This window comes from Tatumella saanichensis, from assembly GCF_000439375.1.
Classification (GTDB): domain Bacteria; phylum Pseudomonadota; class Gammaproteobacteria; order Enterobacterales; family Enterobacteriaceae; genus Tatumella; species Tatumella saanichensis.
Window position 1 is genome coordinate 279,729 of the sequence record NZ_ATMI01000041.1, and the last position, 23,890, is coordinate 303,618.

Sequence of the window (23,890 nt, forward strand, 5' to 3'; positions counted from 1 at the left end):
TGTCAGCAGGCTGGGTGACAGCCTGAATTCTGATGGATTCAGGGCACATCCTAAAGAGCAGCGCTGTAAAAGTCAGCAGGAAATCACCGCAGACTGTTACAAATCACATTGTTATGCCAGACTTAGCTGATATTTATCGCACAAGAGGTGGTTATGGACGCATTGGAAATATTACTGCAACGTCGCTCGTCGGCACGTTTAACCGAACCTGCGCCACAGGGTGATGCGCGTGAGAACATCGTGCAAGCGGCGCTGCGTGCACCTGATCACGGCACCCTCAGGCCTTGGCATTTTGTGATGATTGAAAACGCAGGACGTGATCGATTTAGTGATTTGTTGGTCAGTGCTGCACAACGTCAGGGACTGGATGAGAAGGCGATCGACAAAGCGAAAAATGCCCCGTTCCGGGCACCGTTAATTATTGCAGTGATCGCCCGTTGCGAGGAACATCCGAAGGTCCCACACTGGGAGCAGGTTGTCTCTGCTGGCTGTGCGGTGATGGCGATGCAGATGGCAGCTCAGGCCCAAGGCTTTAACGGTATCTGGCGTAGTGGTGCCTGGACCGAAGACAGCATGGTCTGCGAGGCATTGGGTTGTCGTCCTCAGGACAAGCTGGTGGGCTTTCTGTATCTGGGTACCCCTCAGTTAAAAGCAGCACCTGTAGCGCCTCTGGACAGTACCCCGTTTGTCAGCCATTTCTGAGAGAAAGGGGCTACCCTTTCTGGCATGATGGCCCCTCGGCGTTCGCGGTTACTCGCTAGCTGACAAGGATGCCATACACCGGCATGCCGGTAAACCTCCAGTGGGAGGATCAAGTTTTTATCCCCGGCAGCCGGTTGTCCATGTCGGGAACTATAGGAAGATAGCGGTTAATGCGTTTGTTTATTGCCGAAAAACCCAGCCTTGGTAGGGCCATCGCCGAGGTATTACCTAAGCCACACCGCCGCGGACAGGGATTTATTGCCTGCGGTGATAATCAGATCGTCACTTGGTGCGTTGGCCACTTGCTTGAACAGGCGCAGCCAGAAAATTATGACCCCAAATTCGCCCGCTGGTCTTTAGCTGATCTGCCAATCGTGCCTCAAAAGTGGCAGCTTAAGCCGCGCCCTGAAGTGGCAAAGCAACTGAAAGTCATCGAAGAACTGTTGAGTCAGGCTAGCACAGTTGTCCATGCTGGCGACCCGGATCGAGAAGGGCAGTTGTTGGTCGATGAAGTCTTGGACTACCTCAAACTAAGTCCTGAAAAGCGACAGTCTGTACAACGATGCCTTATCAATGACCTTAACCCCCAGTCGGTTACTCGCGCGATCGAAAAACTGCGCGATAATCGTGACTTTGCGCCACTGTGTATATCTGCCCTGGCTCGAGCGCGGGCTGACTGGCTCTATGGTATTAACATGACCCGCGCTTATACCTTGTTTGGCCGTAATGCGGGTTATAACGGAGTACTTTCTGTAGGACGCGTACAAACGCCGGTCCTCGGCCTAGTGGTTAAGCGTGATGCCGAAATCGAAAATTTTGTGGCAAAAGATTTTTTCGAAGTAAAGGCGCATATTCTGGCGGCGGACGAACAGCGTTTTACAGCATTGTGGGTGCCCAGCGATGCCTGCGAGTCTTGGCAGGATGAAGAAGGGCGCTTACTCAACCGCTCGCTGGCGGAGCATGTCTGCAAACGGATTGCGGGTCAACCTGCGACCGTGACCGATTATCAGGATAAGCGTGAGCAGGAAACGGCACCGCTGCCTTTTTCTTTATCAGGCTTACAAATTGAGGCAGCACGCCGCTTTGGGCTGAGTGCCCAGACTGTGCTGGATGTCTGTCAGCGGCTGTATGAAACCCATAAACTGATCACTTATCCCCGTTCGGACTGCCGTTATCTGCCAGAAGAGCATTTTGCTGACCGGCATGCTGTTTTAGACGCAATCAGCAGCCATCTGGCTGATCAGCCAGCTCCCAAAGAACTGGATACTGACCGACGTAATCGCTGTTGGGATAATAAAAAAGTCGATGCGCACCATGCCATTATTCCTACCGCCCGTCGCGGGCAGGTAAAGTTGACGGAAAATGAGCGTAACGTCTACAGCTTGGTGGCACGTCAGTACCGGATGCAGTTTTGCCCAGACGCGGTGTTCCGCAAATGTGTGATTACCCTTGAAATAACCGGCGGTAAATTCGTGGCTAAAGCCCGCTTTTTGGCGGAAGCTGGCTGGCGGGTGCTGCTTGGCAGTAAAGAACGTGATGAAGAGAATGACGGTACGCCGTTACCTGAAGTCAGTCGCGGCGATGAATTGCTGTGTGAACATGGTGAAGTGGTGGATAAAAAGACCCAGCCGCCACGCTATTTTACCGATGCAACTCTGCTGTCAGCGATGACCGGCATTGCCCGTTTTGTACAGGATAAGTCGTTGAAAAAGGTCCTGCGTGAGACTGACGGACTTGGCACTGAAGCAACACGTGCTGGCATCATCGAATTGCTGTTTCGCCGAGGTTTTCTGGAAAAAAAAGGACGTTATATCCAGTCGACAGTGGTCGGTAAGGCACTGATCAACGCATTGCCACAACCGGCAGCCAGCCCAGATATGACCGCACATTGGGAATCTCAGTTGGGCGCAATCTCGGAGAAACGCATGAACTACGGTCAATTTATGCAGCCAATGCAGGAAAGTCTCGGCTCATTGATCAACCAAGCAAGACAGATGCGTTTCGACGGTCTACGAGGGCTTGGGAAAGTACCTGACCGTAAAAAAAAACCAGCACGTAAACCTCGCAAGGCCTGAATACACGCGTTGATATTACGGTCCGCGATGGCGGACCATAAATATTTATTTTCTCCTAATATCTCCACTCTTCGCAAATTATTTATCTCTTTTATTCCAATCATTATATTGTGAAGAGTGTTTAACTGCTGTCTGCGACGCTCTATACGATAAATTTATCCACTCGCACCTTTACCATTATTTTCTTATGCTCATAATTTACTGTCTGAAATTTTTTAAAATATCGTAAAATCTAATGAAATATTTTATTTAAATCCTGGTTTTTTTAATGTAGGGTCTTCCTGATAACAATGATGTGGATGGTGATTTTATATATATAAAGAAAGGAGTATAGGGTGAATAAAAAGATTAGCTTGTTAACTTTATGCATGGCAATAATATCAGCACCTATCGGTAATGTATTTGCTGCGGGCAGTGGTGGTTTTTCAGATACGACGGGAGGGGATTCTTACAGTGCCGTGACGGTCACGACTTTAGCTGAATTAAAATCCGCGGTGAGTAGTGGTCAGCATCATATTATCATCAGTGGTGCTATTTATGGTGGCAGTGGTTTGACGACGTTGAATTTCACTTCGGCAAATAACAACAATACCACGATTGAAGGTGCTTCTGGTGGTCATGCGTCCTTGGAAAATATCCAGCTAAAGTTTGACGGTGAGTTGCTGTCTTCCGGCACTAATATCCAAAATGTTAAAATTGCTAACCTTACCTTTTTTGGTAGCATCGCAGATCTTCAAGCTATGCCCACTCAGACGGTTGGCGCGACAGATACGACCAAGACTGCCGGTATCAATTATGAGGGTATTTCTTTAAGGCGTGTCACTAATGCGTTAATCACCCATTGTACTATTTATGATACTAGTGATGATTTGATGAGTGTCACCCTGAGTTCTGACAAAGTTACGCTCTCTTATAACCATTTCTATTTCACTGATAATTGGGTCAGTATGCAGCCTGACCCGGTATGGAATTGGGTTGGATATAACACCGATTTGGCCGGAGAGCGATTGGCTATGGTGATCGGTGCCAATTCCTCAGATTCTTTTGTTGCGACCCAAAAACTTCACGTGACCTTACATCATAACTGGATTGGGCCTAATGTCCGCGGCCGCCCGTTGTTCCGGGGTTGGGTACACCTTTACAGCAACTATTTTGATGGCAGTAAAACCTATTCTGATAATGATACCAATACGGCTGAGGATGGTAACGCGTACACCAAGAAACAGTATGAAGCTATGCAGATCAACAGCGGTAGTACGGTATACTCAGAGTCTAACTATTTCCTGTCGACCAATAACACGAATACCATTTCGCAAGACAGTAGTGGCTATGCCTATAATTTTTATGAAAAAAATAACACTTATGATCAGACGACAGGGACATCAGCAACCGGCAAAACCTTCTCCTCCCCAGTATCCTACAGTTATACGGTTACAGACAGCCAGGATGTCCCCGGTGACGTAACAACTAATGCCGGCCCGCAATAATCTCGACCCTACAAGATACATTTCTCAGGCTTAGCACCGGCAGCCACTGCCGGAGTTTAGTAGATGGCGAAGGAGGCACCTTCGCCATTTTTTTGAGGTAGAAAACCCTGTAGCCTGTCAACCCATGCCAGCGGATCTGTGCCTTGTGCTCTCTATTTCCGCGAGACCCACCTACACCCTTCTAGTCTGGTTAACGCTTTTACTGCCTGAAATCCGCGACCTGCCTGCTGACTGCGATATTGTGATTTAGGCTATTCATTTAGTACCTATCTATTACAGGGCCTCAAATCAGTTAATTCTCGGCGTAAGAGAAAAGGTGAAATGGCGAGCTTAGCCTGAACAATTCAGAGGATAGTCTTACCATTGTGGATTTCTTCACTCATTTCCCCTCATGAAAAATATGCCAGGCAGTTTATAATTGATATTTTTAATCGACAAGATCTTATTTTCTAATCAAACGCTGTTTTTTATTTCAGTATGTTCAAAAAATATAAAATAAGTTAATTTAAAATTAAATCAAGATAGGGAGGGTATACTTATCTCTGGCATTTATTCTGACCATGAAAGTTAGCTACCTAACGAGGTTCTTATCTCTGTATCATGGGTTGATTAACGTCTATTCAGCTTTTTGGGTGGGTTTTCTTGAGGTGTTTTGGAGTAATAAGCTTAATTAGCCCATAACGTAAAGATAAGGTAATTTTTTGTTTGATTAAGTAAAGACATCTCTTTATGATGAATTAAATGGCTTAGCAATTAGTGCTATTAATTATCTTTTATACAAAAGAGAAATAACTTGTGCTGGGAAAATTATTAATTTCACTTATGGCGACCATAATCATCTCCTTTAATTTTTCGCAAGCTAGCCAGGTATCTTCAGGTGACCTTAACGGCATGCTTCCCTCTCCAGAAATTACTCTTTACCAGATGGTTCCGGGGATCACGCTTAAACAAGGACTCAGCCAATGGGCGTTGACAACATCGTGTCAGATTAGTCATGTGCCGCACTGGCAAATTTACTGGCAAAGTAATGTCGATTACTCGGTGGATGCACCGTTGATCTTCCATCAAAATTTCCTTCAGGCCATTAGTAATATTATTCACTTATACGCTCGGGCACAAATACCTTTATATGCGCATATCTATCAGCAGCAATGCCTGATAGTAATCGATACTCGCTAGGGCAGAACGATGATTTATTACTGGTTGCTGTCGGTATTTATCGGCGGGTTAATGTTGTTCGATTATACCCCTACGCAGCAGTTTGCTGGGAAAATTGATGCCAATAATTGCCAACGGCAAGCGAACGATTTCCTGAAATGGGTTGCACTCTGGCAACAACATGAGGGTCAGAGAATCGGAAGTGTTCATGATATTCATTTTAGTACCCTTGCAGACACTCATTTTATTTGGACTGCGGATACTCCCGGGTTAGCAGGGTGTCTGATGGTACAGAGTGCACATAGCCGATTGATCGTGCGCCTACATCAGGGGCAACTGATAGACCCTGAAGGGGTTACGGTAGCGCTGACATTACCCGCCGATATCCCTGACGGCAGCCTTATCTATTACTATCAGGAATGAAATAGGCATGAAAATAAAGAAGGTTTCCGCCCCAACACTGGTAGCACTTTGTCTGATTCAGCTTTCAGGTTGCAGTAGTTGGCAGAGGATCAACAATGTTGGTAATGATAACGTCCGCATCACTGCGCAGACAGATGCATTGCTGATGGCTGGAGAGCATCCTTCATATGTGATAGATGAAAAAAGCCAGTGGATCAATCCCGAGCCCCTGCATAGGACGCTTTCTGCAGGCAATCATCAGCAACTTCCTTATTGCCAGCTTACCTACAACCACCCGGGAGCGAGTAATCTGAATGATCTGGCTGCACTGATCTCCTCGGAATGTCAAATCCCGGTGACGGTGACGTCAGATGCCCTAAGCCAGGCCCAGAATAGTAAGGCTGACAGCAGTCAGGATCCGACCTTAAGTGACCCCTTACCGGAGGGGGCTAGCGACCAACTCAATCAAGGTGCCGGCAGTAGTGGAAGTAGTTTGCGTGATCTCTTTTGGCAGGGACCGGCTTCCGGACTACTGGACATGATTACAGCACGTCTGGGGCTAAGTTGGGAATTTGTAGACCATCGGGTAGTGATTTCCTATTTGACGACTCGAACCTTCCCGATCCTGTTTATGGATAATAATGCCAGCTTTTATGCCCGTACTGCCAGTGGCACGACTTCATCGCAGGATAACGCTAGCAGCCTTTCCGCGGCTAATAGTTCTGCGACCGGGAATGCTGACAGTGGGAAAGGTCAAGGGACGACCTCACAGGCGACGACCATGGAAATAAAATCCGGTCTTTATAAAGATATCGCCAGTACGGTTACCATGATGCTCACCCCAGGGAAAGGGCGAATGAACCTAACTGACGGTGAACTGACGGTACGTGACACGCCGCGGGTACTGAGTGATATAGGGCGTTACATTGATGATCGTAATATTCAGCTCAATCGTCAGGTAGTCTTTAATGTACAAGTTTATACCGTAGACAATAAGGACAATGATCAACTGGGCATAGACTGGAAAGCCGTCTTCAATAACAGTAGCTTGGGACTCTCTCTGACCTCCCCTTATGCGGATGCTGCCAGTGAAATGATGAGCAGTGGGATTTCGATCCTTGACGGTAAAGGCAAAGGTAGCACAGCGCTGGTACAGGCGCTGGCAGAACAAACACACCTCAGTGTGGTCACCCAGGTTTCCAGTATGACCACCAACCTGTCTGCAGTCCCCGTACAGGTCGCCCTTCAACAGGATTATGCGTCAGACTCCAGTACTGAAAATACCGCTAATGTTGGGTCTTCAAGCAGTGTCAGTAAATCGACCATTACCACGGGGCTAAATATGACGATATTGCCTTATCTGATGCCCGACTCAACGCGTATGCAATTGCAGTTCGCTATCAATATGTCAGATGACCCGACGTTCCGTACATTTACCAGTCAAAGTTCGTCCATTGAATTAATGAAAACTCGGATGAAAACATTTACTCAACGGGTGCTGATGAACTCTGGGCAGACGTTAGTCCTTAGCGGTTATCAGTCGGTCAGTAATAGCGATGACCATCAGGGCGTTGATCACTCGCATTTCTTCTTGTTGGGAGGGGGAGCCAGCGGAAGTAAAAGTAAATCGACCTTGGTTATCCTGATCACACCTGTGTTGATGGGGTAACGGAAATGACTGGCAGTACGGCTTTTTGCGTTCACCATCGCGGCGGGCAGTGGGTACTGGGGCTCGAGTGGCGTTATTTACCGGTCAGGGGGCGACGGAAAATCCGTCAACGGCTTTCCCGAAGCGCAGATATCTATCAGGTTAATTTGCCTCAGGAGTTTGGCGGCGAGCAGGGTTGCCTGCTGGGTACGACGCGCCTCAGTGCAGAAAATAAACGGCGGGATAAGAGCTACTCATTGGCGCTGGCGGTTTTACAGCAGTTACCGGCCAATAGCTTTGCGGTATATCGAGTTGATTCGCATAGTTACTGGTTTGTCGCCCGAATCGGTAACAGTTTATCCCCTTTCAGTGATTATCTGGGCGATGCTGAGGAAATGCTTCGGCATATCCGTCAGTTTCGGATGTTGAGTCCACCGGAGATCGTTTGGGACCAGCATCTGAGCCATCCTCGATCTGATGAGCAGGCGATAACTGAAGCGTTAAGCTTGGACACCCTATTACCGCAACATGATCCTCTGCCACGTAAGTATCGGCTAAGCCAAGTGGCTAACCATCGACGCCTGAGGCTGCCTGGCGCGTTGATATTACTGGCGGCTTTCGCGCTGTCTGCCTGGCTGTGGTGGAATAATTATCAGCAGCAACAACGTATTGCCGCCGCACAGCAGTATTTACTGCAACAGCAGCAGTTGATGGCGGCTCGTCAGGGGGCTACCCCTTGGCATAATTCCCCCTCGTTGGCTGACACACTTCAGCGCTGCCAAGGTGAAAGTGAGCCGTTGCCGCTATTTATAGCTGGCTGGGCATTGACTCAGGTCCAGTGCTATCCCCAAGGGGGGACGCTAATAGTCAGCTATCGGATGCATGATGCAGACACTATAGATGATTTCATTCGTCAATTACATCGAGCACATCTACCGGTGACTGAACAGCGCTTTAACCTTCCCGGTGCCGGAGATGAGGCCAGGTTACAACTGAGTTTCCTTGGCACAAAATTTAGCAGCCATGACAGCCCAATGGGAATCACTTTAACCGGACTTGTGAGTTTGGCACAACGCACTCGCGGCGAGTTGCAGCTATCACAGGCGATGAAAGTCCCGGGTGGCGGAGGTTATAGGGAGTATAGGTTTACGTTACTCACGGCACTGAGTCCTCGTCTTTTATTATCAGACCCCGCGATTAGCGGGGGGAATTTGGTGGCAGACAGTGTGGGGATCCAGCGTACTGGGGGAAAATTACTGATGACACTGGAAGGGCGTATCTATGAAAAACAGTAAATCAGTCATAGTAGCAGTACTTATACTGCACTCTAATACCGTCACTGCCGCGACGCAACTGCCTACGACTCCCTTTAGTCTGGGTGATTTGCAGCGCATTCAAGAGCAGACACTGCTTAGCCAAGCCAAGCTCGAAGAGGCTCGGGCTGAAAATGAATTACAAACGCTTTCTTCCCATCAATCGCAACCTACTACGCCGTTGAGTCAAGCCTCATCTACGGGTAGCAACAGTCTAGACATGCCGCAGAGGCTGACTCAATCATCGGTGGATCAGCATCAAATCGCGGCCTCTTTACCCGAAGTTGAACAGATTTGGGGAAATTCACATCATCTGCATGCCAGATTAAAGCGGGCAGACGGCGCAACAGTGATCGCCGAAGCTAACACTGTATTAGCCTCTGACGGACTGAAAGTGGTAGCGATTACACCTCACCAAGTCTTGGTTACTCGAGAGCAGGGCTCTGCGTTTGCGCTTGCGTTTTCTGGAGGAGCAAATGATTAATCGGCAAGAGATTTCGTCCTATATCTGTACCGATTTTACCGCGCAGCCACCTATCGTCTACTTTTCAGAAGATCATCGCCATGATCCTCAGACCGCTTCGGCTTTGGCGGGATTGCTGCGGCGTTCGCCACAACTCTGCTTTCAGCCTTTACCTTTGGATCAATTGCGTCAGCGGCAACGACAGAACAGGAGCGAAGAAATTAGTGAAGACATTAGTCGTTCTGAACAGCAATCTCGGGTGATCCATTATTTTAAAGAAGCAGTTAGGTGCCAGGCCTCTGATATCCACCTGCTTATTGGTTATCAAGGGATTACCTTGGTACAGCTGCGTATCCATGGCAAGTTGCGTACTCTCGCTCAACTCGAACGTGATGAGGGAATGCAATTAGCAGCGACTATTATCCTATCAATGTGTGATGTTACCGAAAAAAGCTTCAACGCTAATCGTGCTCAGGATGGGAGGCTACGCAGTGAATTTGTCCGAAAACTGGGTATTTTTGGTGCTCGTTATGCTCATACTCCGGCCGAATTCGGGTTGTATGTGGTCATGCGGGTATTACCTGATGACAGTCAAGCTTTACCTTCCCTGCAGGAACTAGGCTTCCTAGAGAGCCAACAACAGCAGATCAGGAGGATGCTCATCCGTCCTGAAGGGATAGTCATCATTTCCGGGCCGACGGGGTCGGGGAAAAGTACCTCATTGCGGTGTTTCAGTGGCTATTATCTGGAACAGACCTCCCATAATAAACGTCTATTGACCATTGAAGACCCGCCGGAAGGGAGGATCCCAGGAGCGGTACAGACGCCGGTGATTGCAGATCGTACGGATGCCCTGGCTTTGAGTCAGGCTTGGTCACGGGGGATTTCGTCTGCCCTGAGGCTAGATCCTGATGCGATGATTATCGGGGAAATCCGTGATAAAAACTCTGTCCGTGCTGCACTCAGTGCCGCAAAATCAGGGCACCTGGTACAAACCACTCTTCACGCTAACGATGCGATAGGCATCTTAGAACGGCTGACGGATACCCTTGACATTCCGCTTGCCGAAATCGCGGATGCCCGCTTGATGATCGGTTTAATTGCTCAGCGTCTTGTGGCGATCCTCTGTCCTGACTGTAAAGTCTGTTGGCTGAAAAAAGCCCCTCATTTAACCGCGGCGCAGCGTGAATTTCTGTCACAACATTGCCAGACGGAAAAACTCTTCTTTCGACATCCGGCGGGTTGCTCTTCTTGCTGGCAGGGAACTCAGGGCCGAAAAATGATTGCAGAAGTGATACGCCCTGATGATCGTTTTATGGAAATTTATCGCTATCAAGGCAAAACGGCCGCGCGACGTTACTGGCTTGATTCCCTGCAAGGAGTGACGCGTACTGAACACCTAAAGCATTATCTTCACTGTGGCATGGTGGACCCACTTGAAGCGGATTTACTGAGTCCGCTGGATGAGGATATCAGGACCACCGTAGGCGGAGGTGAGGGGTGAAACTAGCTTCTACACGTCTTCGGTTGGGTTATCACCGTCTAGGGTTTGCCTTAGCACGCCGCACCTTCAGTGGTTCGGACCGGATCAGTCTTTATGATGAGTTGGCGTTTTTACTGGAAAACGAATTCAAAATTGCGGATGCGATAGAGACATTAATTATTAGTGCCGGTTCTACGCATAGCCCAGCAATCTATTGCCTTCAGCAGATCAAAGTCGCACTGAATAATGGAATGTCACTGGATAAAGGATTGCAGGGATGGGTCCCTGAGCAGGAGTTGTTGCTACTCAGCGCCGGTGTCAGTGACGGTCATCTGGCAGCGGCACTACGTCGGGCAATGACCATCGCCCGCGCAACACGGGAGATGCGCTCTGCCTGTGGTTCTGCGCTAGCCTATCCGGGGCTGCTACTGATTTCCTGCTTATTTATGATCCAGCTAGTGAGTCAGCGTTTCCTGCCAAGGCTTGCGGCGCTGGTGAGTGAGGATCAGTGGCAGGGCGCACTCAAGTTACTGGCCCTCATTTCCCGTGGTATAAGCGGACATCTGCTGATCCTTATCAGCGCAGCATTACTGTTGGCGGGATGGATTATCTGGTCATTGCCAAATCTCACTGGCCGCGTCAGGCGTGAGCTACTGGACCGTCTGTTACCTTGGAAGTTGTATCGTGACGTTCAGGGTGTCAGCTTCCTGTTAAATATTTCTGCTTTACTGCGTGCCCAGGTGAAAACGGAACAAAGCCTCAGCCAGCTGATGCAGCGGGCTTCGCCGTGGCTTTACGAACGATTGGACGCCACCTTACAGCATGTCTGGCAAGGACAACATTTGGGAGCCGCACTCTTTGCCAGCGGCTATGCCTTTCCTTCAGCAGAGAGTGTTCGCAAGTTGAAAGTCCTCACCGCAGCGGATAATGCGGAAAATATCATCGAAAACTTTGCCAGTGACTGGCTAGAGAAAACCGTGGCTCAAATCAAACGACTGGCAACGGTCACCGGATATGTCTGCCTCAGTCTTAACGCCGGCTATATGGTTCTTATCCTGTTATCTACCCAGGATCTGAATACACTGATTTCTGTCCATCAATAACATAGGAAAATGAAGATGACTACTGCGACTGAATATCGTATTGACCGGGGTGCAATTTCTCTGTTTGAAGCGGGAATATGGATCACGATTTCGTTAATCGTACTGGTAATAGGGATTAGTGTCGGTGGTGGATTATTTAGCCGTAATGATACCAATACGGAAATGAGTAATATCAGCGAACTGATGACCAATACACGGAATATGTTGAAAGTCGGGGGGAGCTATAACTTTGCGTCTGATAGAGAGATGACGGGGGCACTCATTCGCTTCGGTGGTGCACCCGGCAATATGGCGGTGATCGGAGATAAACATTCTGGGCAAGCAACACTGGCTAATGTTTGGGGGAAAAATGTCACGTTGGTCCCAGTTGACAGCGGTAACACTGGCGCGGATAACGCCTTCACACTCCGTTATGAAGGTGTGCCAGCTGATGCCTGTACCACCTTAGTCACTAAGCTTAGCAGTGTGGATTTTATCGATCATATCGCCATCAACGGGCACGATTATCTGAGTAGCCAAGGTGCTGCCGCCGCGGCTTCAGACTGTCAAGCAGAAAAAGATAATCGCCTTGAATTTTATAGTGATAATTGACCGATGAGAACGCTTCTGTTGGTCGCCCTGATACTAATAGGTAGACAAGCTTATGCCAAAGATTGCTTCGAGAGTAGTGCTCGTCACTACGGTCTGAATGTGGGCTTACTCCGAGCTATAAGCCAAGTCGAAAGCGATGGGGTAGTCTCTAGGGTGGGCATTAACCGTGATCCCCAAGGAAGGATCCTAAGTCGGGACTACGGGCTGATGCAGATTAACTCTTCGCATATACCGCTGTTAGTGCGAGAGCACCGTATCACCGGTAGCGCACAATTACTAAAAGATGCGTGTGTAAATATTGATATGGGAGCGCGTATCCTGGCTGAGCACCTACAACGTTGTGGTAGAAATTGGGCATGTTTAGCAACCTATAATACGGGATTCAGTACGGGACGCGACAGGCTGCGACGGGTATATATCCATAGGGTGTATCTGGCGTATCAGCGGACAGTTAAACAGCGGATACTACAATGAGTACGCTAGATGTCATATTTATTACCGCTGCCTGGTTGATGGTGCTGCAGGCTCAGGCATTTATCCGCAGACATCAGGGGAGGTCGCCCAGAACTGGCAGTATCATTGTAATCATTACACTGTTTACACTAACGTTTTCTGTCTGTCGCCAACATATTCCCAATCAGCAAGCGCTGTTTAATTGCGGGATTTTTCTTCTTTGGGGGGTACTATTTACGGTAACGGATATCAGTAATCACTGGTTGCCAAGACGCTTTACTATGAGCTTTACCCTGTGCGGCGCAATAATGGTGATAGCGTTCAATGGGGGTGAAGCATTTGTTAGGCATTTGTTTGTTTGGCTGAGCTTAGGATTATTTTTTTATTTGTCAGGACACTTAGCTGTCAGGTGTGGTATTCGTCCTCAGGGGGTGGGGGATACTTTACTGATCAGTGGTTGTGGATTTTGGATGTGCTGGCAAAACCTGTGTTTAATAACGGGTAGCGGATTTCTATTATTATTTATACATGGAGTAGTCACTCATAAAAGGGTGTTGCCGTTTGCTCCCTATTTCTATTTGGCTTTTTCCATAGTTGAAGTGACGGGCTTACTTATTATGGAGTAACATATTTCGCCATGAATACCATCGATCGTGGAGACACATTGTTTTCACTAAGCCTAGTGCTTGCACTGATCTTAATTGCGGCGCCGATTGGCTATCAAAGATACAGTGATTATTTACAACTGCAAGAGTGGAATCTCACCGCGCAGCAGACAGATGTATTTTCAGCGGCATCATCAAAATACCTGGAGGATCATTATGCTGAACTGCAGCATCAATTGTTGGTGGAGAAGAATGTTGTCGTTACCGGCGCAGAACTGCAACAGAAAGGATATATTGATCCTCATATTTCCCTGGTGAATAATTTCGGGCAAAACTACAGTATTTATTTTACATTAGACAATCTGACTGATAAAAATATTAGTGCGTTGTTAATATCCCAGAATGGTAGCGAGCTCAATGAAAAGGCGATGCGCTATATTTCCAGATTAATGCATGGAGAGTCTGGGTTTATTAGTGCTGACAATCAGGCGACAGGTATTGATGGTGGCTGGTCATTAGATACCGGGTTATCAGGTATTCCAGCGGCACATGGTCATCTTATTTCCTTAATTTCTGCTGATATTCAACATAGTGTGTTTAAAGAAAGCGACAGATTGTACCGCTATCAGGTCGCTGGACATCCTGAACTTAACCAGATGCACGCTGATATTGACCTGGCAGGGCATCAGCTGCGCCATGCGGGAGGGATCGATGCCGTCAATATTGCGGTGAATAATGCGGTCTCTGCTGACAACCTTCAGGCTCATAGTGTTGTCCACAGTGACGGTAGTATCACGGCTGAAACAGATATCCGTACCGTTGCCGGATCGCTGGTGACTCGCGGCAGTCACGGGTGGATAAATAGCACACACAATGGCGGTTTTTATATGGATGATGATGATTGGGTCAAAGTCTGGAAAGATAAAGGAATAGAAACCGCCGGTGAGATTAAGTCAGGGAAATTGACGGCGGAAGGTAGAATAACCGCCAATGAGTATCTAAATATTAAAGGAAATGCCACATTAAATAGCCAGTGTGATGAGGAAGGATTGATTGCAAACGGTGGAGGGGCCGGAATACTTGATTGTTATGGCGGGGTCTGGACGGGATTTATGAAAAACAGTATTCATCTATCAAGCCTGGGCGCCCAGAACGGAATATATAAAGGAAAAAACGGAACCGGTGAAATGGTATGGTTATCTGCTACGGGCGGTAATTCAGTGCTCAGTCGTGTAGCCGGAGATGGGTATTGTTATAACTTTGCCAATTTGGCTGCAACGGTTAATGGGGTGCTGGTGGCCAGTAATAGTACGCAGGGGAAAGATATTACACCGAGTACCTCTTTGATCTTTGCTGTACCTCCTGGAGAAGCGTTTACGGTGACGTCATTACCTGGGAGTAAATACGGCTGTGGCTACGGAAAATTTTCCATGGCTGCGTACCAATAATTATATTTATTTTAAGTAAAGGAGGTTTCCAAAAAAATATAGGTATTCTCATTCTAAAAAAACTATGGAGTCAATAATGAAAAAAATGATGAAAAGTATGTTAACACTGCCGTTAGCAGGTCTGTTTATGACTTATGCAATGGCTGCCGATAATACCACGGATGTGCAGGAACCGGTTACAACCGACACCACACCCTATTACTATTCACTGAGTGATACCAGTGGTGGGGTGTTCAATTATATCAAGACCAAATATCATCAGGGGACGTCTGATAACTACGATATTCTGTTAGTTGGTGACTCCCTGACTGCGGATCAAGCCTTGAAATCGACAGTACTTCAGGCTCTGAACAGCGGTAAAGAGGTTATTTTTGATGGTAATAGCGGTGGAAAAAAGGCTACCCAACTTGCCAATGATGTGATCGGATCAACCCTGGATGCGGACGCCATCATGTTTAAAACCGCGCCAACAGGTGACGGTTATTTGATGACACCAGTGGAACTTTCAACGGCTGACTATTCAACAGACTCTTTATCCGATGAAAAAACCACCACCTCCGCGATCTCCGAAAATACACCGGATGCCATCTTCCAATAATACAGGGAAATTTTTAATGAAAAAGACAACATTACTTGCCTTACTGGCATTGTTACCTTTATCAGAAAGTTTCGCTGGAACCTGTCTGGTAGGGCATACCGAATCAACCATCCTAAATGGTAATTCAAAGGCCTTTTCTAAAATCCAAGATCGCAGTACTTGGGAAGATTGGATTTGGCGTGGGCCTATCTTTCTGTGCCCTAAAGGTTCTGGAGGAGTGACTAGTTGTACCTATATCTGGGGCCAAACCAAAACTACTAGTTATCAATGGGGTGGCACTGTTGGCCTGAATCTGGATAAAATCCCAGTGATTGGTAGTGTATTAAGCTTGGTCAGCGTCAGTGGCAATTACAGCCATCAACAAAGTTTCAGTACCAATTATAACTGGAACATTGCTGTCGAGCCTGGCTACTATGCGCAACCTATTCAGGTGGTGGTCCGCCGCTGGACACAGGGCAGTTATCGGGGGGGCTACGTGCATGATGCAAGCAAAAGCTGTTCTATAACGATTGCTGGCACGCCGCAACCGAACTGGTATAACTGGGATGACTCCGTGGTCGCAGGACGCTGGACCGCGAATATCGAACAATCCCGTTACGCTAGCTACTATGTTCACAAATAACGGAAGGTAATCTTCTGGCCGGAGGACAATCTCCTCCGGCTATTGGATAACAGGATCTGCCACTCAACGTAGTGCGACAGAGTTGCGATGAAAATTGCGTGCGGTCAGTGGTTAGATTGAAAAGACAATCAATCATAGGCCGTTTTTGTCCTTGCGGCAGGCCGTCAAAATAGTGCCTGCATCAGAATTGCTATAGTCGCTTTTGTGAATCGGCATCAAATAACATCACACGCTGATAATCAATGATTATCGGAATACTCTCTCCGGCCGCGGCCCCAGAACGTCGCGTCGAAAACAATACAACCTCATAACCGCAAAGTTTTCCGTGGATCAGTTCAGATAAACCGGTAGGCTCAATCAGTGTCACCTCGAGTGACAGTGAATCGGGGTGTGAGGCGTCAGCCAAGCTCATATTTTCAGGACGGATACCGTAGATAACTTCACGGCCAACAGGCTGTGACGCGGCAGTAGGGCCCTGCGGTAAAAAAGTGCCATCGCTGAGTTTCACCCCGTTGGCGGTGGTTATGCCTGGAATGAAATTCATCGCCGGAGAGCCGATAAAGCTGGCAACAAATTTATTGGCGGGGGTGTCATACAGCTCTAATGGTGTCCCAGCCTGTTGAATAACACCATGGTTCAATACCACGATACGGTCTGCCAGTGTCATGGCCTCTACCTGATCATGGGTGACATAAACGATGGTGCTGTTCATTCGTTGATGCAGTTGCTTAATTTCCACCCGCATTTTTCCACGCAGTTGGGCATCGAGATTGGATAGCGGCTCATCAAATAAAAAGACTTCAGGCTGACGGACGATCGCCCGTCCCATGGCGACACGCTGACGCTGGCCACCGGACAGTTCTTTGGGTCTTCGTTCTAGCAGATGGGTCAGGTTAAGGATCTCTGCAGCCTGACGCACTTTTCTCTCAATCTCAGCCCGCGGATACTTCTGTATTTCTAGGCTAAATCCCATATTACGCGCCACCGTCAAATGCGGGTACAACGCGTAACTTTGGAACACCATTGAGATATTACGGTCTTTAGGGGCAATATCATTCATCAGTTTTTCACCGATACGGATATCGCCGTCGCTTGCAAGCTCCAAGCCGGCGATAGTACGCAGTAATGTGGACTTACCACAGCCGGAAGGCCCTACCAGCACGATAAATTCTCCATCTTTGATCGTCAGGTTGATGTCACGTAGTACTTCGACATTTTCGTAGCGTTTATCAATATTAACCAGTGTAATTTCAGCCATAATGTTTACCCCTTAACGGCACCCGCGGTGAGTCCCTGAACCATATAACGTTGAATAAAGATGAAGAACAGACAGACGGGTATTAACGCCAATACCGCGGCCGCCATCATATCCCCCCAAGAGACCGCAAACTTTGAGACAAAACTCAGCAGCCCAACAGGAAATGTCATCACCTCGGTTTTGTTGATTAACATAAGGGCGAATAGGAGTTCACTCCAAGCGGCAGTAAAGACAAACCCCAAGGTAGCGGCCATGCCTGGTAAAGTCAGAGGGATCAACACTCGGTAAAGGGCCTTCAGCCGGGTACAACCTTCCAGCATGGCTGACTCTTCCAGATCCTTTGGGATCGCATCGAAAAAAGACTGCATCAGGAAAGTGGCAAACGGCATATTGAAAGCGGTATAGATGAGGATAAGGCCTGGGAGGTTATTGGTTAGCCCAAGTGGTGCCATGACTCGGTAAATGGGGGCGATGATCATTACCAGTGGAAACATTTGCGTGAACAGCAATAATGCTGATATCGCCACTTTTCCGCGGAACCTAAAACGTGAAAATGAGTAGCCTGCACCGGCGGCAATCAGGGTGGTTAGCAAAGCCGTACTGAATGACACGATCAGGCTATTGCTGAAAAAGGTGGGAAAATCGCTGTCGGTCAGTACCTTGGTAAAATGGTTGAGCGTAAATCCTGCCGGCAACAGAGTGACGCCTTTGCTGAACAGCAATTGTTCCGGCGTTAGGGCTATTTTGATGATCCAGTACAAGGGAAACAACGCAAACAGTAAATACACGCCAATGCTGAGACGATGGCCGATCAACAATAACAGTTTCATCTCTCCTCCTTATTTGATCAGCTGATGACGGATACGCAGCAACACCAGTGCATAACAGGTCATCAGTAATAGCAGGAACACGGCCATGGCTGAGGCGTAGCCAAAATCGAGCTTCTGATAAGCGGTAGTAAAAATATAACTGGACAGAATGGAGGTGGAACCCGCAGGGCCACCATCGGTCATGACCACAATCAAGTCGGCGAAATTAGCAATCCATATGGTGCGAAGCATGACAGTAATCGCAATCATTGGTGCCAGAAAAGGCAGGGTCACACGACAGAACTGCTGCCATCCACTGGCTCCGTCTATCGAGGCTGCTTCATAGAGGTCTTTCGGTATGGATTGCAGTGCTGCCAGCAGGGTGATGGCAAAAAACGGAATGCCGAACCAGACGTTAGCGATAACAGGGCCCCACATTGCCAGGTGCGGGTCTGACATAATATTGTAGGGCTGACGAAGAAAGCCGATATCGGTCAACCATTGCGGTAGCGGTCCGACAATAGGGTTCAGCAGCCACGACCAGGTCAGACCGGAGAGAAATGCCGGTACAGCCCATGGCAGAAACACCACTGCTTGAACCCAACGCCGGAAGCGGAACTCTCGGTTCAGTAACAGTGCCAACGCTAGGCCGAAAAAGAACTGTAGCAGTAACGAGCTTACCGTCCAGTTAAGGGTATGACTGAGGGCATTGAAAAAATGACGGTCATCAAACATTTCCGCAAAGTTATCCCAGCCGATCCAGCCGCTATCCATCGGGTCGAGTAGGTTGATATTTTGAAAAGCATAGGAAATGCCGATCATCATCGGCACAAAGATAAATAACGCAATCAATACTATCCCGGGGGAGAGATAGAACCAGGGTTCTGCCAGTCTCAGCAAACGCGTAAAGCGTGGCCGCAGTTGGTTGGTTGGCAGTGATGTCTCAACGGTCATCATCATTCTCCACGTCATGGTTTCACTGAGCAGCCATCCAGGCCTTCTGCGCTTTGGTTAGGTATTTTGCCCAGTCCTGTACCATATCTTGGGTGTCGTTTTCACCAAGTAGGGTTTCCTGACTACTTTCTTTTACCATCACCGAATTGAAGTACCCCCAGTTTTTCAGGTAAGTCGGCATGATAAGCGGGATATAATTCGGATCATTCAGCTCTTTAAACCAGCCATCAAACTGCGGAGCCTGATAGAAAGGATCCTGTTCTGCACCTTTATAAACCGGTAATGTGCCGACAAATTTTGACCATGTCAGGTTATTGGTTTTATTGCTCAGGAAACTGATTAACGACCAGGCGAGCGGCTTCTGTTTGCTTTGTTTCATTATCGACCAACCGGTGTAACCAATGGTCGGGTAGGCTTTTCCTGAAGGACCTTTAGGCATCGGGGCCACCGCAAATTCATCGGCAGGCATGCTGTTTTTAATGGCAATCAGTGCATCGGGATCTTGATCGAGCATGGCACATTTTCCGGAATAGAAACCGGAGACAATTTCGTTAAAGCCCCAGTTAACACTGTCTTTGGAAGCGCCGCCTTGTTGATAGATATCGGTTAACATCTGCGCACCTTTAATGGCTCCAGGCTGGTTCAGAGTGCTGTTACCCTGTTTGTCAAAGAAAGCTGCGGAACCGTTCATGGTAGCCATAAACATCATCCAAGCATTGGTACCGCCGACACCGCCGCGCAGACAGTAGCCACTGATGCCATTACCCAGTTGGCTAATACGTTTGGCATCACTGGCGAATTCGTCCAGCGTAGCCGGTGGATGATCTAGGCCCGCTTGACTGAACAGTTTTTTATTCCAGAACAGAGCGCGCAGATAAAAACCGTAAGGGATCATGGTGGCTTTACCATTCGCCGCCCTCGCCATTGCCAGCGTTTTATCGGTAAGCTGAGTGGTACCATCCCAGTTTTTTAGGTAGGGCTCCAAATCTTCCAGCATATTGTTGCCGGCGTAGAGTCCCTGCCATGTGTCTGGCATTTCGACAACATCCGGAATTTGTCCGCTTTGGATCATCGTGGCCAATTTTTCGAAGGCTTGGCCCCAGGGCAATGAGATCAGTTCTATATCCGTCCCCGGATGCTGTTGTTTATAGGTATCCAACATTTTCTGCAGCAGCGCCGTGCGCGGCGGGCTGGTGATAACTTCAACCAGGGTAAGTTTTGCGGCCATAGTGCTGAATACCGAACCTAATCCGACAGTGAATACCAGGGTTTTGAGCAGTAAACGTGTTGTCATTACAGAGTCTCCTCAGGGGCGATAGGGCGGGTTGCGGCGGAAAGCGCTTGGCAGAGGTCGTTCTGCAGGTCTTCTGTTTGCTCCAGACCGACCGAGATACGGATAAGACGGGGTGGCACAGCAAAATCGACGGCGGAGTTGAATTCACTGTCCTGGTTGATCACAGAAATGGCCGGCATTACTAGGCTTTCGAAGCCGCCCCAACTGACACCCATATGAAAAAACTGCAATGCATTGCAGAACGCCGGAATATCGATACTTTCTGCAACTTCAAAGGCAAATAGACCACTGTAACCGGTCAAAACAGACCAGCTCTCCGGTGCAAGACCGGGATGGTAGACACGGCTGACCTGCGGATGGTCACGCAAATACTCAGCCAGCAGCATACCGCTGTGGTGATGTTGCTTCATGCGCAGAGGTAGGGTACGTAGGCCCCGTATCAGTAGTGATGCTTCGTGAGCCGAGAGTTTACCGCCAAGGTAAGGGCTGATATGGCGGCTGATATTGGTAATATGTGGCTGGTCCGAGATAACCAGGCCGGCTACCACATCACTGTGCCCGCTGATATATTTCGAGGCGGAATGCACCACAATATCAATGCCACAGCGCAGAGGTTTCTGGAACAGAGGGGATGCCCAGCTATTATCGATAATGGTTACCGCACCCGCCTTGTGCGCCAGGTCAGCCAACTGTGTCAGGTTCAGTTCACTCATTACCCAGCTGACAGGACTTTCCAGATACAGCAGTTTTGCCCCTGGCAGAGCTGCGCGTATAGCCTCCTCATTTTCTCCGTCGATAAATTCGGTGGTTACACCGAAACGTTGACAGAAACCACGTAGAAAACGGTAGGTATCCGGGTAGACATGATTAACACAGACCACTTTGTCGCCGGGTTGCAGCACACTCAGAATAGCATTACTGATTGCTGCCATACCGCTGCTAAAGGCGAGACAGGCTTCTCCGCCCTCCAAGGCGGCAACCTTTTCTTGCAAAGCTCTGACGGTTGGGTTATCCACTCGTGAATAGAGTGGCTGGGTGCTTTCGCCTCGAAACCGGGCGATCATGCTGTCATAGTCGGTAAAGGTAAATAATGACGACTGGTAAATCGGCGGTGTAACGGCGCCATTTTCGTGGCGCGGGTCATGGGTAAGCAGTGTTTGCGGTGACTCTGGTTTATCGTTTTGCATTGATCACATCCTTCATATCGCGTTCAGTAATATCGAGAATTTGATGGCAAATTTCGCGTGCAGAAACGCTGTCGCGCTGACGTATAGCATTGAAAAGATCACGATGTAGGCTGAAAGAATCAGCAAACAAGGCCTGCTCAGGGGGGGATTCAAAGAAAGCGTGCATGCTGTCATAGATACCATTCAGCATCTGTAACAGAAGAGGGTTACCTGATGCCTGATAAATGCTGGTATGAAAAGCCCAGTCCTCAGCACCGGCGGAACCTATTGCAAGATGCACCCGTTCCATTTCATTTAGACGTTGCTCAATTTCCAGTAAGTCTGCAGTGCTAGCTCGCAGCGCGGCCAGCGCACAGGATTCGGATTCAATGATCCGACGGACTTCAAGGGCGTGCAGCATATTAGCGGAGTCATTTTTGAATCGCAGTGACAGAAAGCTGTCACTGGTACTGACGTCGATCAGCAGAAAAGTCCCGCTGCCTTTTTTACGGGCAATGATCCCCAGGGCTTCCCAACGTTTTAATGCCTCGCGGACGGTATTTCGACTGACGCCAAGCTTCTCGGCGAGTTCACGCTCAGGGGGCAGCCGACTGCCAGTTTGCGCACCTGAGTGCGCCATAAATCGGGTCAGCGCATCCAGGATCAGCGTATCACTGCGCGGCGCGATGATTGGGTGAAGCTGGCTATCTATTTCCATCACACACCTCAATTGGTCCAACATTACTACCAATTGATTAAGCAAAGGCTATGCCAGATCGTTAAAACCAGTGTGAACTAAGCGTTGTAAGATATTGATAAGTAAAAGCTATGAGTATTAATGGTGCGAGGTGCACTTCTGGGATGCTTTTCTGGACACAGCCTGCAACGTGGGAGAGAAGAGACGAGTGATGAGGGCCTGTGATTTGGCTGAGGAGTGTGACCGAAGTTGATCAGTATGACTGGCGGAATGAGAGGGATAGTTTGGCGCAAGACGACAAGCAGCCTCCTGAGAGCGGAGGCTGCAATGTTTTAGAAAGTGAACTCAGCCCAGCAGGGTGCGTGATCAGAGGGTTTCTCCATGCCACGTAGGTCATAGTCAATGCCGGTAGCGGTACAGCGGCGAGCTAAAGCTTCGGTCGCTAGGAGTAAATCAATACGTAATCCCCGGTTATCGTTGAAGCCTTTGGAACGATAATCAAACCAAGAGAATCGGTCGGTAGTCTGTGGGTTCTGTGCGCGCCAAGTATCCGTCAGTCCCCAGTCAAGTAAGCGATCCATCCATTCACGTTCTTCCGGTAAAAATGAACATTTACCGGTACGCAGCCAGCGCTTGCGGTTATCTTCACCGATACCAATATCACTGTCAGTGCAACTGATATTCATATCACCCATGATCAGCACCGGCTGTTGCGGCGATAAGCGCTGTTCTAAGTGATCCTGCAGGTCACGGTAGAATTTTTCTTTGGCTGGGAATTTGCTGGGATGCTCTCGGCTCTCACCCTGCGGGAAATAGCCGTTAATCACGGTGATATTACCGATTGGAGAGGGGATCTCCGCCATAATAATCCGGCGCTGCGCATCTTCTTCATCGGTAATGAATCCGCGTTGCACACTGATGGGTTCCATTTTGGTCATCAGCGCGACGCCATAGTGTCCTTTCTGACCGTGGAAGAATACGTGATAGCCCAGTTTCTGAACGTCCTCCAGCGGGAACATATCGTCATGCACTTTAGTCTCCTGCAAGCCGATAATATCCGGTTGATGCTGGTTCACCAAAGCTTCCAACTGATGGGGGCGGGCACGTAGTCCATTGATGTTGAAGGATACAAATTTCATGTGATAACCACTGTCAGAGAATTTACACGCGATGGTAGCGATTTTTTGCCTGCCTGTCACCGTAGCCATCAGTACCCATTAGGTTATGACGATGCAAAAAGACGAGGGAACAGGGATTGGCAGGATAATCGCTACCTGTCAGTTAAAGACGAGTGCGACTGAAGTGTCATTTGAAATGGTGGTGGGAGAAGGATGATTCGCCTGGCGGCTCACCCTACGGGCCGTGCTGACGCACGTTGCCTCACGGTGTTCGGCTCGAACCTTAGTCGAAGGTTCTCGTCCTTCTCCGTGGAGAATATACTTTATTGGGAATAAATTTTCGGATGAAGTGTCATTTGAAATGGTGGTGGGAGAAGGATGATTCGCCTGGCGGCTCACCCTACGGGCCGTGCTGACGCACGTTGCCTCACGGTGTTCGGCTC

23 protein-coding genes and 2 other RNA genes are annotated in these 23,890 nt (G+C 48.5%); 16 read left to right on the forward strand and 9 right to left on the reverse strand.

The window, feature by feature from the left end; translation table 11 throughout:
• Window positions 1-153 precede the first annotated feature (153 nt).
• From DW47_RS0112895 to DW47_RS16710, 16 genes are all read left to right on the forward strand, one after another.
• Window positions 154-702 (forward strand): NAD(P)H nitroreductase, encoded by a 549-nt coding sequence (locus DW47_RS0112895; RefSeq protein WP_029686829.1) that lies wholly within the window; start codon window positions 154-156, stop codon window positions 700-702.
• 170 nt (window positions 703-872) lie between these two features.
• A complete protein-coding gene (locus DW47_RS0112900; RefSeq protein ID WP_029686830.1) occupies window positions 873-2,777 on the forward strand; it encodes a DNA topoisomerase III in 1,905 nt (634 codons plus the stop codon).
• A gap of 335 nt (window positions 2,778-3,112) precedes the next feature.
• Window positions 3,113-4,264: a pectate lyase gene (locus tag DW47_RS0112905; protein ID WP_029686831.1), complete on the forward strand. Its 1,152-nt coding sequence runs from the start codon at window positions 3,113-3,115 to the stop codon at window positions 4,262-4,264.
• A 795-nt stretch (window positions 4,265-5,059) separates the two neighbouring features.
• Entirely contained in the window at window positions 5,060-5,443 is a 384-nt protein-coding gene (locus DW47_RS16480; RefSeq protein ID WP_038027553.1) for a toxin co-regulated pilus biosynthesis Q family protein, read from the forward strand.
• 9 nt (window positions 5,444-5,452) lie between these two features.
• On the forward strand, window positions 5,453-5,845 hold the full coding sequence (gene pilM / locus DW47_RS16705) for a type IV pilus biogenesis protein PilM (RefSeq protein WP_051150952.1): 393 nt from the start codon (window positions 5,453-5,455) through the stop codon (window positions 5,843-5,845).
• A gap of 7 nt (window positions 5,846-5,852) precedes the next feature.
• Entirely contained in the window at window positions 5,853-7,493 is a 1,641-nt protein-coding gene (gene pilN / locus DW47_RS0112920) for a PilN family type IVB pilus formation outer membrane protein (RefSeq protein ID WP_029686833.1), read from the forward strand.
• Window positions 7,494-7,498: 5 nt separating this feature from the next.
• Window positions 7,499-8,767 carry a type 4b pilus protein PilO2 gene (pilO2, locus tag DW47_RS0112925; RefSeq protein ID WP_029686834.1) on the forward strand — a complete coding sequence of 423 codons (1,269 nt, stop codon included), beginning with the start codon at window positions 7,499-7,501 and terminating at the stop codon, window positions 8,765-8,767.
• Complete coding sequence (gene pilP / locus DW47_RS0112930) at window positions 8,754-9,269, forward strand: type IV pilus biogenesis protein PilP (protein ID WP_029686835.1); 516 nt, start codon at window positions 8,754-8,756, stop codon at window positions 9,267-9,269. Before pilO2 ends, pilP begins: the two co-directional genes overlap by 14 nt.
• A complete protein-coding gene (locus DW47_RS0112935; protein ID WP_241430747.1) occupies window positions 9,262-10,752 on the forward strand; it encodes a GspE/PulE family protein in 1,491 nt (496 codons plus the stop codon). Before pilP ends, DW47_RS0112935 begins: the two co-directional genes overlap by 8 nt.
• Window positions 10,749-11,834, forward strand: a complete 1,086-nt coding sequence (locus tag DW47_RS0112940; RefSeq protein WP_029686837.1) for a type II secretion system F family protein — start codon at window positions 10,749-10,751, stop codon at window positions 11,832-11,834. The genes DW47_RS0112935 and DW47_RS0112940 overlap by 4 nt, the downstream gene beginning before the upstream one ends.
• A gap of 15 nt (window positions 11,835-11,849) precedes the next feature.
• Window positions 11,850-12,425, forward strand: a complete 576-nt coding sequence (locus tag DW47_RS0112945; protein WP_051150953.1) for a type 4 pilus major pilin — start codon at window positions 11,850-11,852, stop codon at window positions 12,423-12,425.
• 3 nt (window positions 12,426-12,428) lie between these two features.
• Window positions 12,429-12,899 carry a lytic transglycosylase domain-containing protein gene (locus tag DW47_RS17905; RefSeq protein ID WP_029686839.1) on the forward strand — a complete coding sequence of 157 codons (471 nt, stop codon included), beginning with the start codon at window positions 12,429-12,431 and terminating at the stop codon, window positions 12,897-12,899.
• Window positions 12,896-13,504: a prepilin peptidase gene (locus DW47_RS0112955; protein WP_029686840.1), complete on the forward strand. Its 609-nt coding sequence runs from the start codon at window positions 12,896-12,898 to the stop codon at window positions 13,502-13,504. The genes DW47_RS17905 and DW47_RS0112955 overlap by 4 nt, the downstream gene beginning before the upstream one ends.
• 11 nt (window positions 13,505-13,515) lie before the next feature.
• On the forward strand, window positions 13,516-14,931 hold the full coding sequence (gene pilV / locus DW47_RS0112960; RefSeq protein WP_029686841.1) for a shufflon system plasmid conjugative transfer pilus tip adhesin PilV: 1,416 nt from the start codon (window positions 13,516-13,518) through the stop codon (window positions 14,929-14,931).
• A gap of 76 nt (window positions 14,932-15,007) precedes the next feature.
• The gene (locus DW47_RS0112965) at window positions 15,008-15,529 is read left to right on the forward strand and encodes a hypothetical protein (RefSeq protein ID WP_029686842.1); all 522 of its coding nucleotides are present in this window, start codon (window positions 15,008-15,010) and stop codon (window positions 15,527-15,529) included.
• A gap of 16 nt (window positions 15,530-15,545) precedes the next feature.
• Window positions 15,546-16,151 carry a hypothetical protein gene (locus DW47_RS16710; RefSeq protein WP_051150954.1) on the forward strand — a complete coding sequence of 202 codons (606 nt, stop codon included), beginning with the start codon at window positions 15,546-15,548 and terminating at the stop codon, window positions 16,149-16,151.
• Between the two features lie 190 nt (window positions 16,152-16,341).
• Here the strand turns inward: DW47_RS16710 and DW47_RS0112975 are convergent, their stop codons facing one another.
• The 9 genes from DW47_RS0112975 to DW47_RS17065 form a co-directional block, all read right to left on the reverse strand.
• Entirely contained in the window at window positions 16,342-17,409 is a 1,068-nt protein-coding gene (locus DW47_RS0112975; RefSeq protein ID WP_029686845.1) for an ABC transporter ATP-binding protein, read from the reverse strand.
• 5 nt (window positions 17,410-17,414) lie between these two features.
• Window positions 17,415-18,239 (reverse strand): carbohydrate ABC transporter permease, encoded by an 825-nt coding sequence (locus DW47_RS0112980; protein ID WP_029686846.1) that lies wholly within the window; start codon window positions 18,237-18,239, stop codon window positions 17,415-17,417.
• 9 nt (window positions 18,240-18,248) lie between these two features.
• Window positions 18,249-19,178 carry a carbohydrate ABC transporter permease gene (locus DW47_RS0112985; RefSeq protein ID WP_241430748.1) on the reverse strand — a complete coding sequence of 310 codons (930 nt, stop codon included), beginning with the start codon at window positions 19,176-19,178 and terminating at the stop codon, window positions 18,249-18,251.
• Between the two features lie 16 nt (window positions 19,179-19,194).
• Window positions 19,195-20,466: an ABC transporter substrate-binding protein gene (locus DW47_RS0112990; RefSeq protein ID WP_029686849.1), complete on the reverse strand. Its 1,272-nt coding sequence runs from the start codon at window positions 20,464-20,466 to the stop codon at window positions 19,195-19,197.
• Window positions 20,466-21,653, reverse strand: a complete 1,188-nt coding sequence (locus DW47_RS0112995) for a PLP-dependent transferase (protein ID WP_029686850.1) — start codon at window positions 21,651-21,653, stop codon at window positions 20,466-20,468. The genes DW47_RS0112990 and DW47_RS0112995 overlap by 1 nt, the downstream gene beginning before the upstream one ends.
• Window positions 21,640-22,350: a FadR/GntR family transcriptional regulator gene (locus tag DW47_RS0113000; RefSeq protein WP_029686851.1), complete on the reverse strand. Its 711-nt coding sequence runs from the start codon at window positions 22,348-22,350 to the stop codon at window positions 21,640-21,642. Before DW47_RS0113000 ends, DW47_RS0112995 begins: the two co-directional genes overlap by 14 nt.
• 311 nt (window positions 22,351-22,661) lie before the next feature.
• On the reverse strand, window positions 22,662-23,468 hold the full coding sequence (gene xthA, locus DW47_RS0113005; protein ID WP_029686853.1) for an exodeoxyribonuclease III: 807 nt from the start codon (window positions 23,466-23,468) through the stop codon (window positions 22,662-22,664).
• A 176-nt stretch (window positions 23,469-23,644) separates the two neighbouring features.
• A non-coding RNA gene (locus DW47_RS17060) (RtT sRNA) lies at window positions 23,645-23,769 on the reverse strand.
• 40 nt (window positions 23,770-23,809) lie between these two features.
• A non-coding RNA gene (locus tag DW47_RS17065) (RtT sRNA) lies at window positions 23,810-23,890 on the reverse strand; the annotation flags it as partial.

What these genes read in the sequence shown, in the direction of transcription:
- pilO2 (WP_029686834.1), top strand. Translation starts at nt 7,499, where the DNA reads ATGACTGGCAGTACGGCTTTTTGCGTTCACCATCGCGGCGGGCAGTGG.
- xthA (WP_029686853.1), bottom strand. Translation starts at nt 23,468, where the DNA reads ATGAAATTTGTATCCTTCAACATCAATGGACTACGTGCCCGCCCCCAT.
- DW47_RS0112985 (WP_241430748.1), bottom strand. Translation starts at nt 19,178, where the DNA reads ATGATGATGACCGTTGAGACATCACTGCCAACCAACCAACTGCGGCCA.
- DW47_RS0112965 (WP_029686842.1), top strand. Translation starts at nt 15,008, where the DNA reads ATGAAAAAAATGATGAAAAGTATGTTAACACTGCCGTTAGCAGGTCTG.
- DW47_RS0112955 (WP_029686840.1), top strand. Translation starts at nt 12,896, where the DNA reads ATGAGTACGCTAGATGTCATATTTATTACCGCTGCCTGGTTGATGGTG.
- DW47_RS0112980 (WP_029686846.1), bottom strand. Translation starts at nt 18,239, where the DNA reads ATGAAACTGTTATTGTTGATCGGCCATCGTCTCAGCATTGGCGTGTAT.
- pilV (WP_029686841.1), top strand. Translation starts at nt 13,516, where the DNA reads ATGAATACCATCGATCGTGGAGACACATTGTTTTCACTAAGCCTAGTG.
- pilM (WP_051150952.1), top strand. Translation starts at nt 5,453, where the DNA reads ATGATTTATTACTGGTTGCTGTCGGTATTTATCGGCGGGTTAATGTTG.
- DW47_RS0112935 (WP_241430747.1), top strand. Translation starts at nt 9,262, where the DNA reads ATGATTAATCGGCAAGAGATTTCGTCCTATATCTGTACCGATTTTACC.
- DW47_RS0112945 (WP_051150953.1), top strand. Translation starts at nt 11,850, where the DNA reads ATGACTACTGCGACTGAATATCGTATTGACCGGGGTGCAATTTCTCTG.
- DW47_RS17905 (WP_029686839.1), top strand. Translation starts at nt 12,429, where the DNA reads ATGAGAACGCTTCTGTTGGTCGCCCTGATACTAATAGGTAGACAAGCT.
- DW47_RS0112900 (WP_029686830.1), top strand. Translation starts at nt 873, where the DNA reads ATGCGTTTGTTTATTGCCGAAAAACCCAGCCTTGGTAGGGCCATCGCC.
- DW47_RS0112990 (WP_029686849.1), bottom strand. Translation starts at nt 20,466, where the DNA reads ATGACAACACGTTTACTGCTCAAAACCCTGGTATTCACTGTCGGATTA.
- DW47_RS0113000 (WP_029686851.1), bottom strand. Translation starts at nt 22,350, where the DNA reads ATGGAAATAGATAGCCAGCTTCACCCAATCATCGCGCCGCGCAGTGAT.
- DW47_RS0112975 (WP_029686845.1), bottom strand. Translation starts at nt 17,409, where the DNA reads ATGGCTGAAATTACACTGGTTAATATTGATAAACGCTACGAAAATGTC.
- DW47_RS0112995 (WP_029686850.1), bottom strand. Translation starts at nt 21,653, where the DNA reads ATGCAAAACGATAAACCAGAGTCACCGCAAACACTGCTTACCCATGAC.
- DW47_RS0112895 (WP_029686829.1), top strand. Translation starts at nt 154, where the DNA reads ATGGACGCATTGGAAATATTACTGCAACGTCGCTCGTCGGCACGTTTA.
- pilP (WP_029686835.1), top strand. Translation starts at nt 8,754, where the DNA reads ATGAAAAACAGTAAATCAGTCATAGTAGCAGTACTTATACTGCACTCT.
- DW47_RS16710 (WP_051150954.1), top strand. Translation starts at nt 15,546, where the DNA reads ATGAAAAAGACAACATTACTTGCCTTACTGGCATTGTTACCTTTATCA.
- pilN (WP_029686833.1), top strand. Translation starts at nt 5,853, where the DNA reads ATGAAAATAAAGAAGGTTTCCGCCCCAACACTGGTAGCACTTTGTCTG.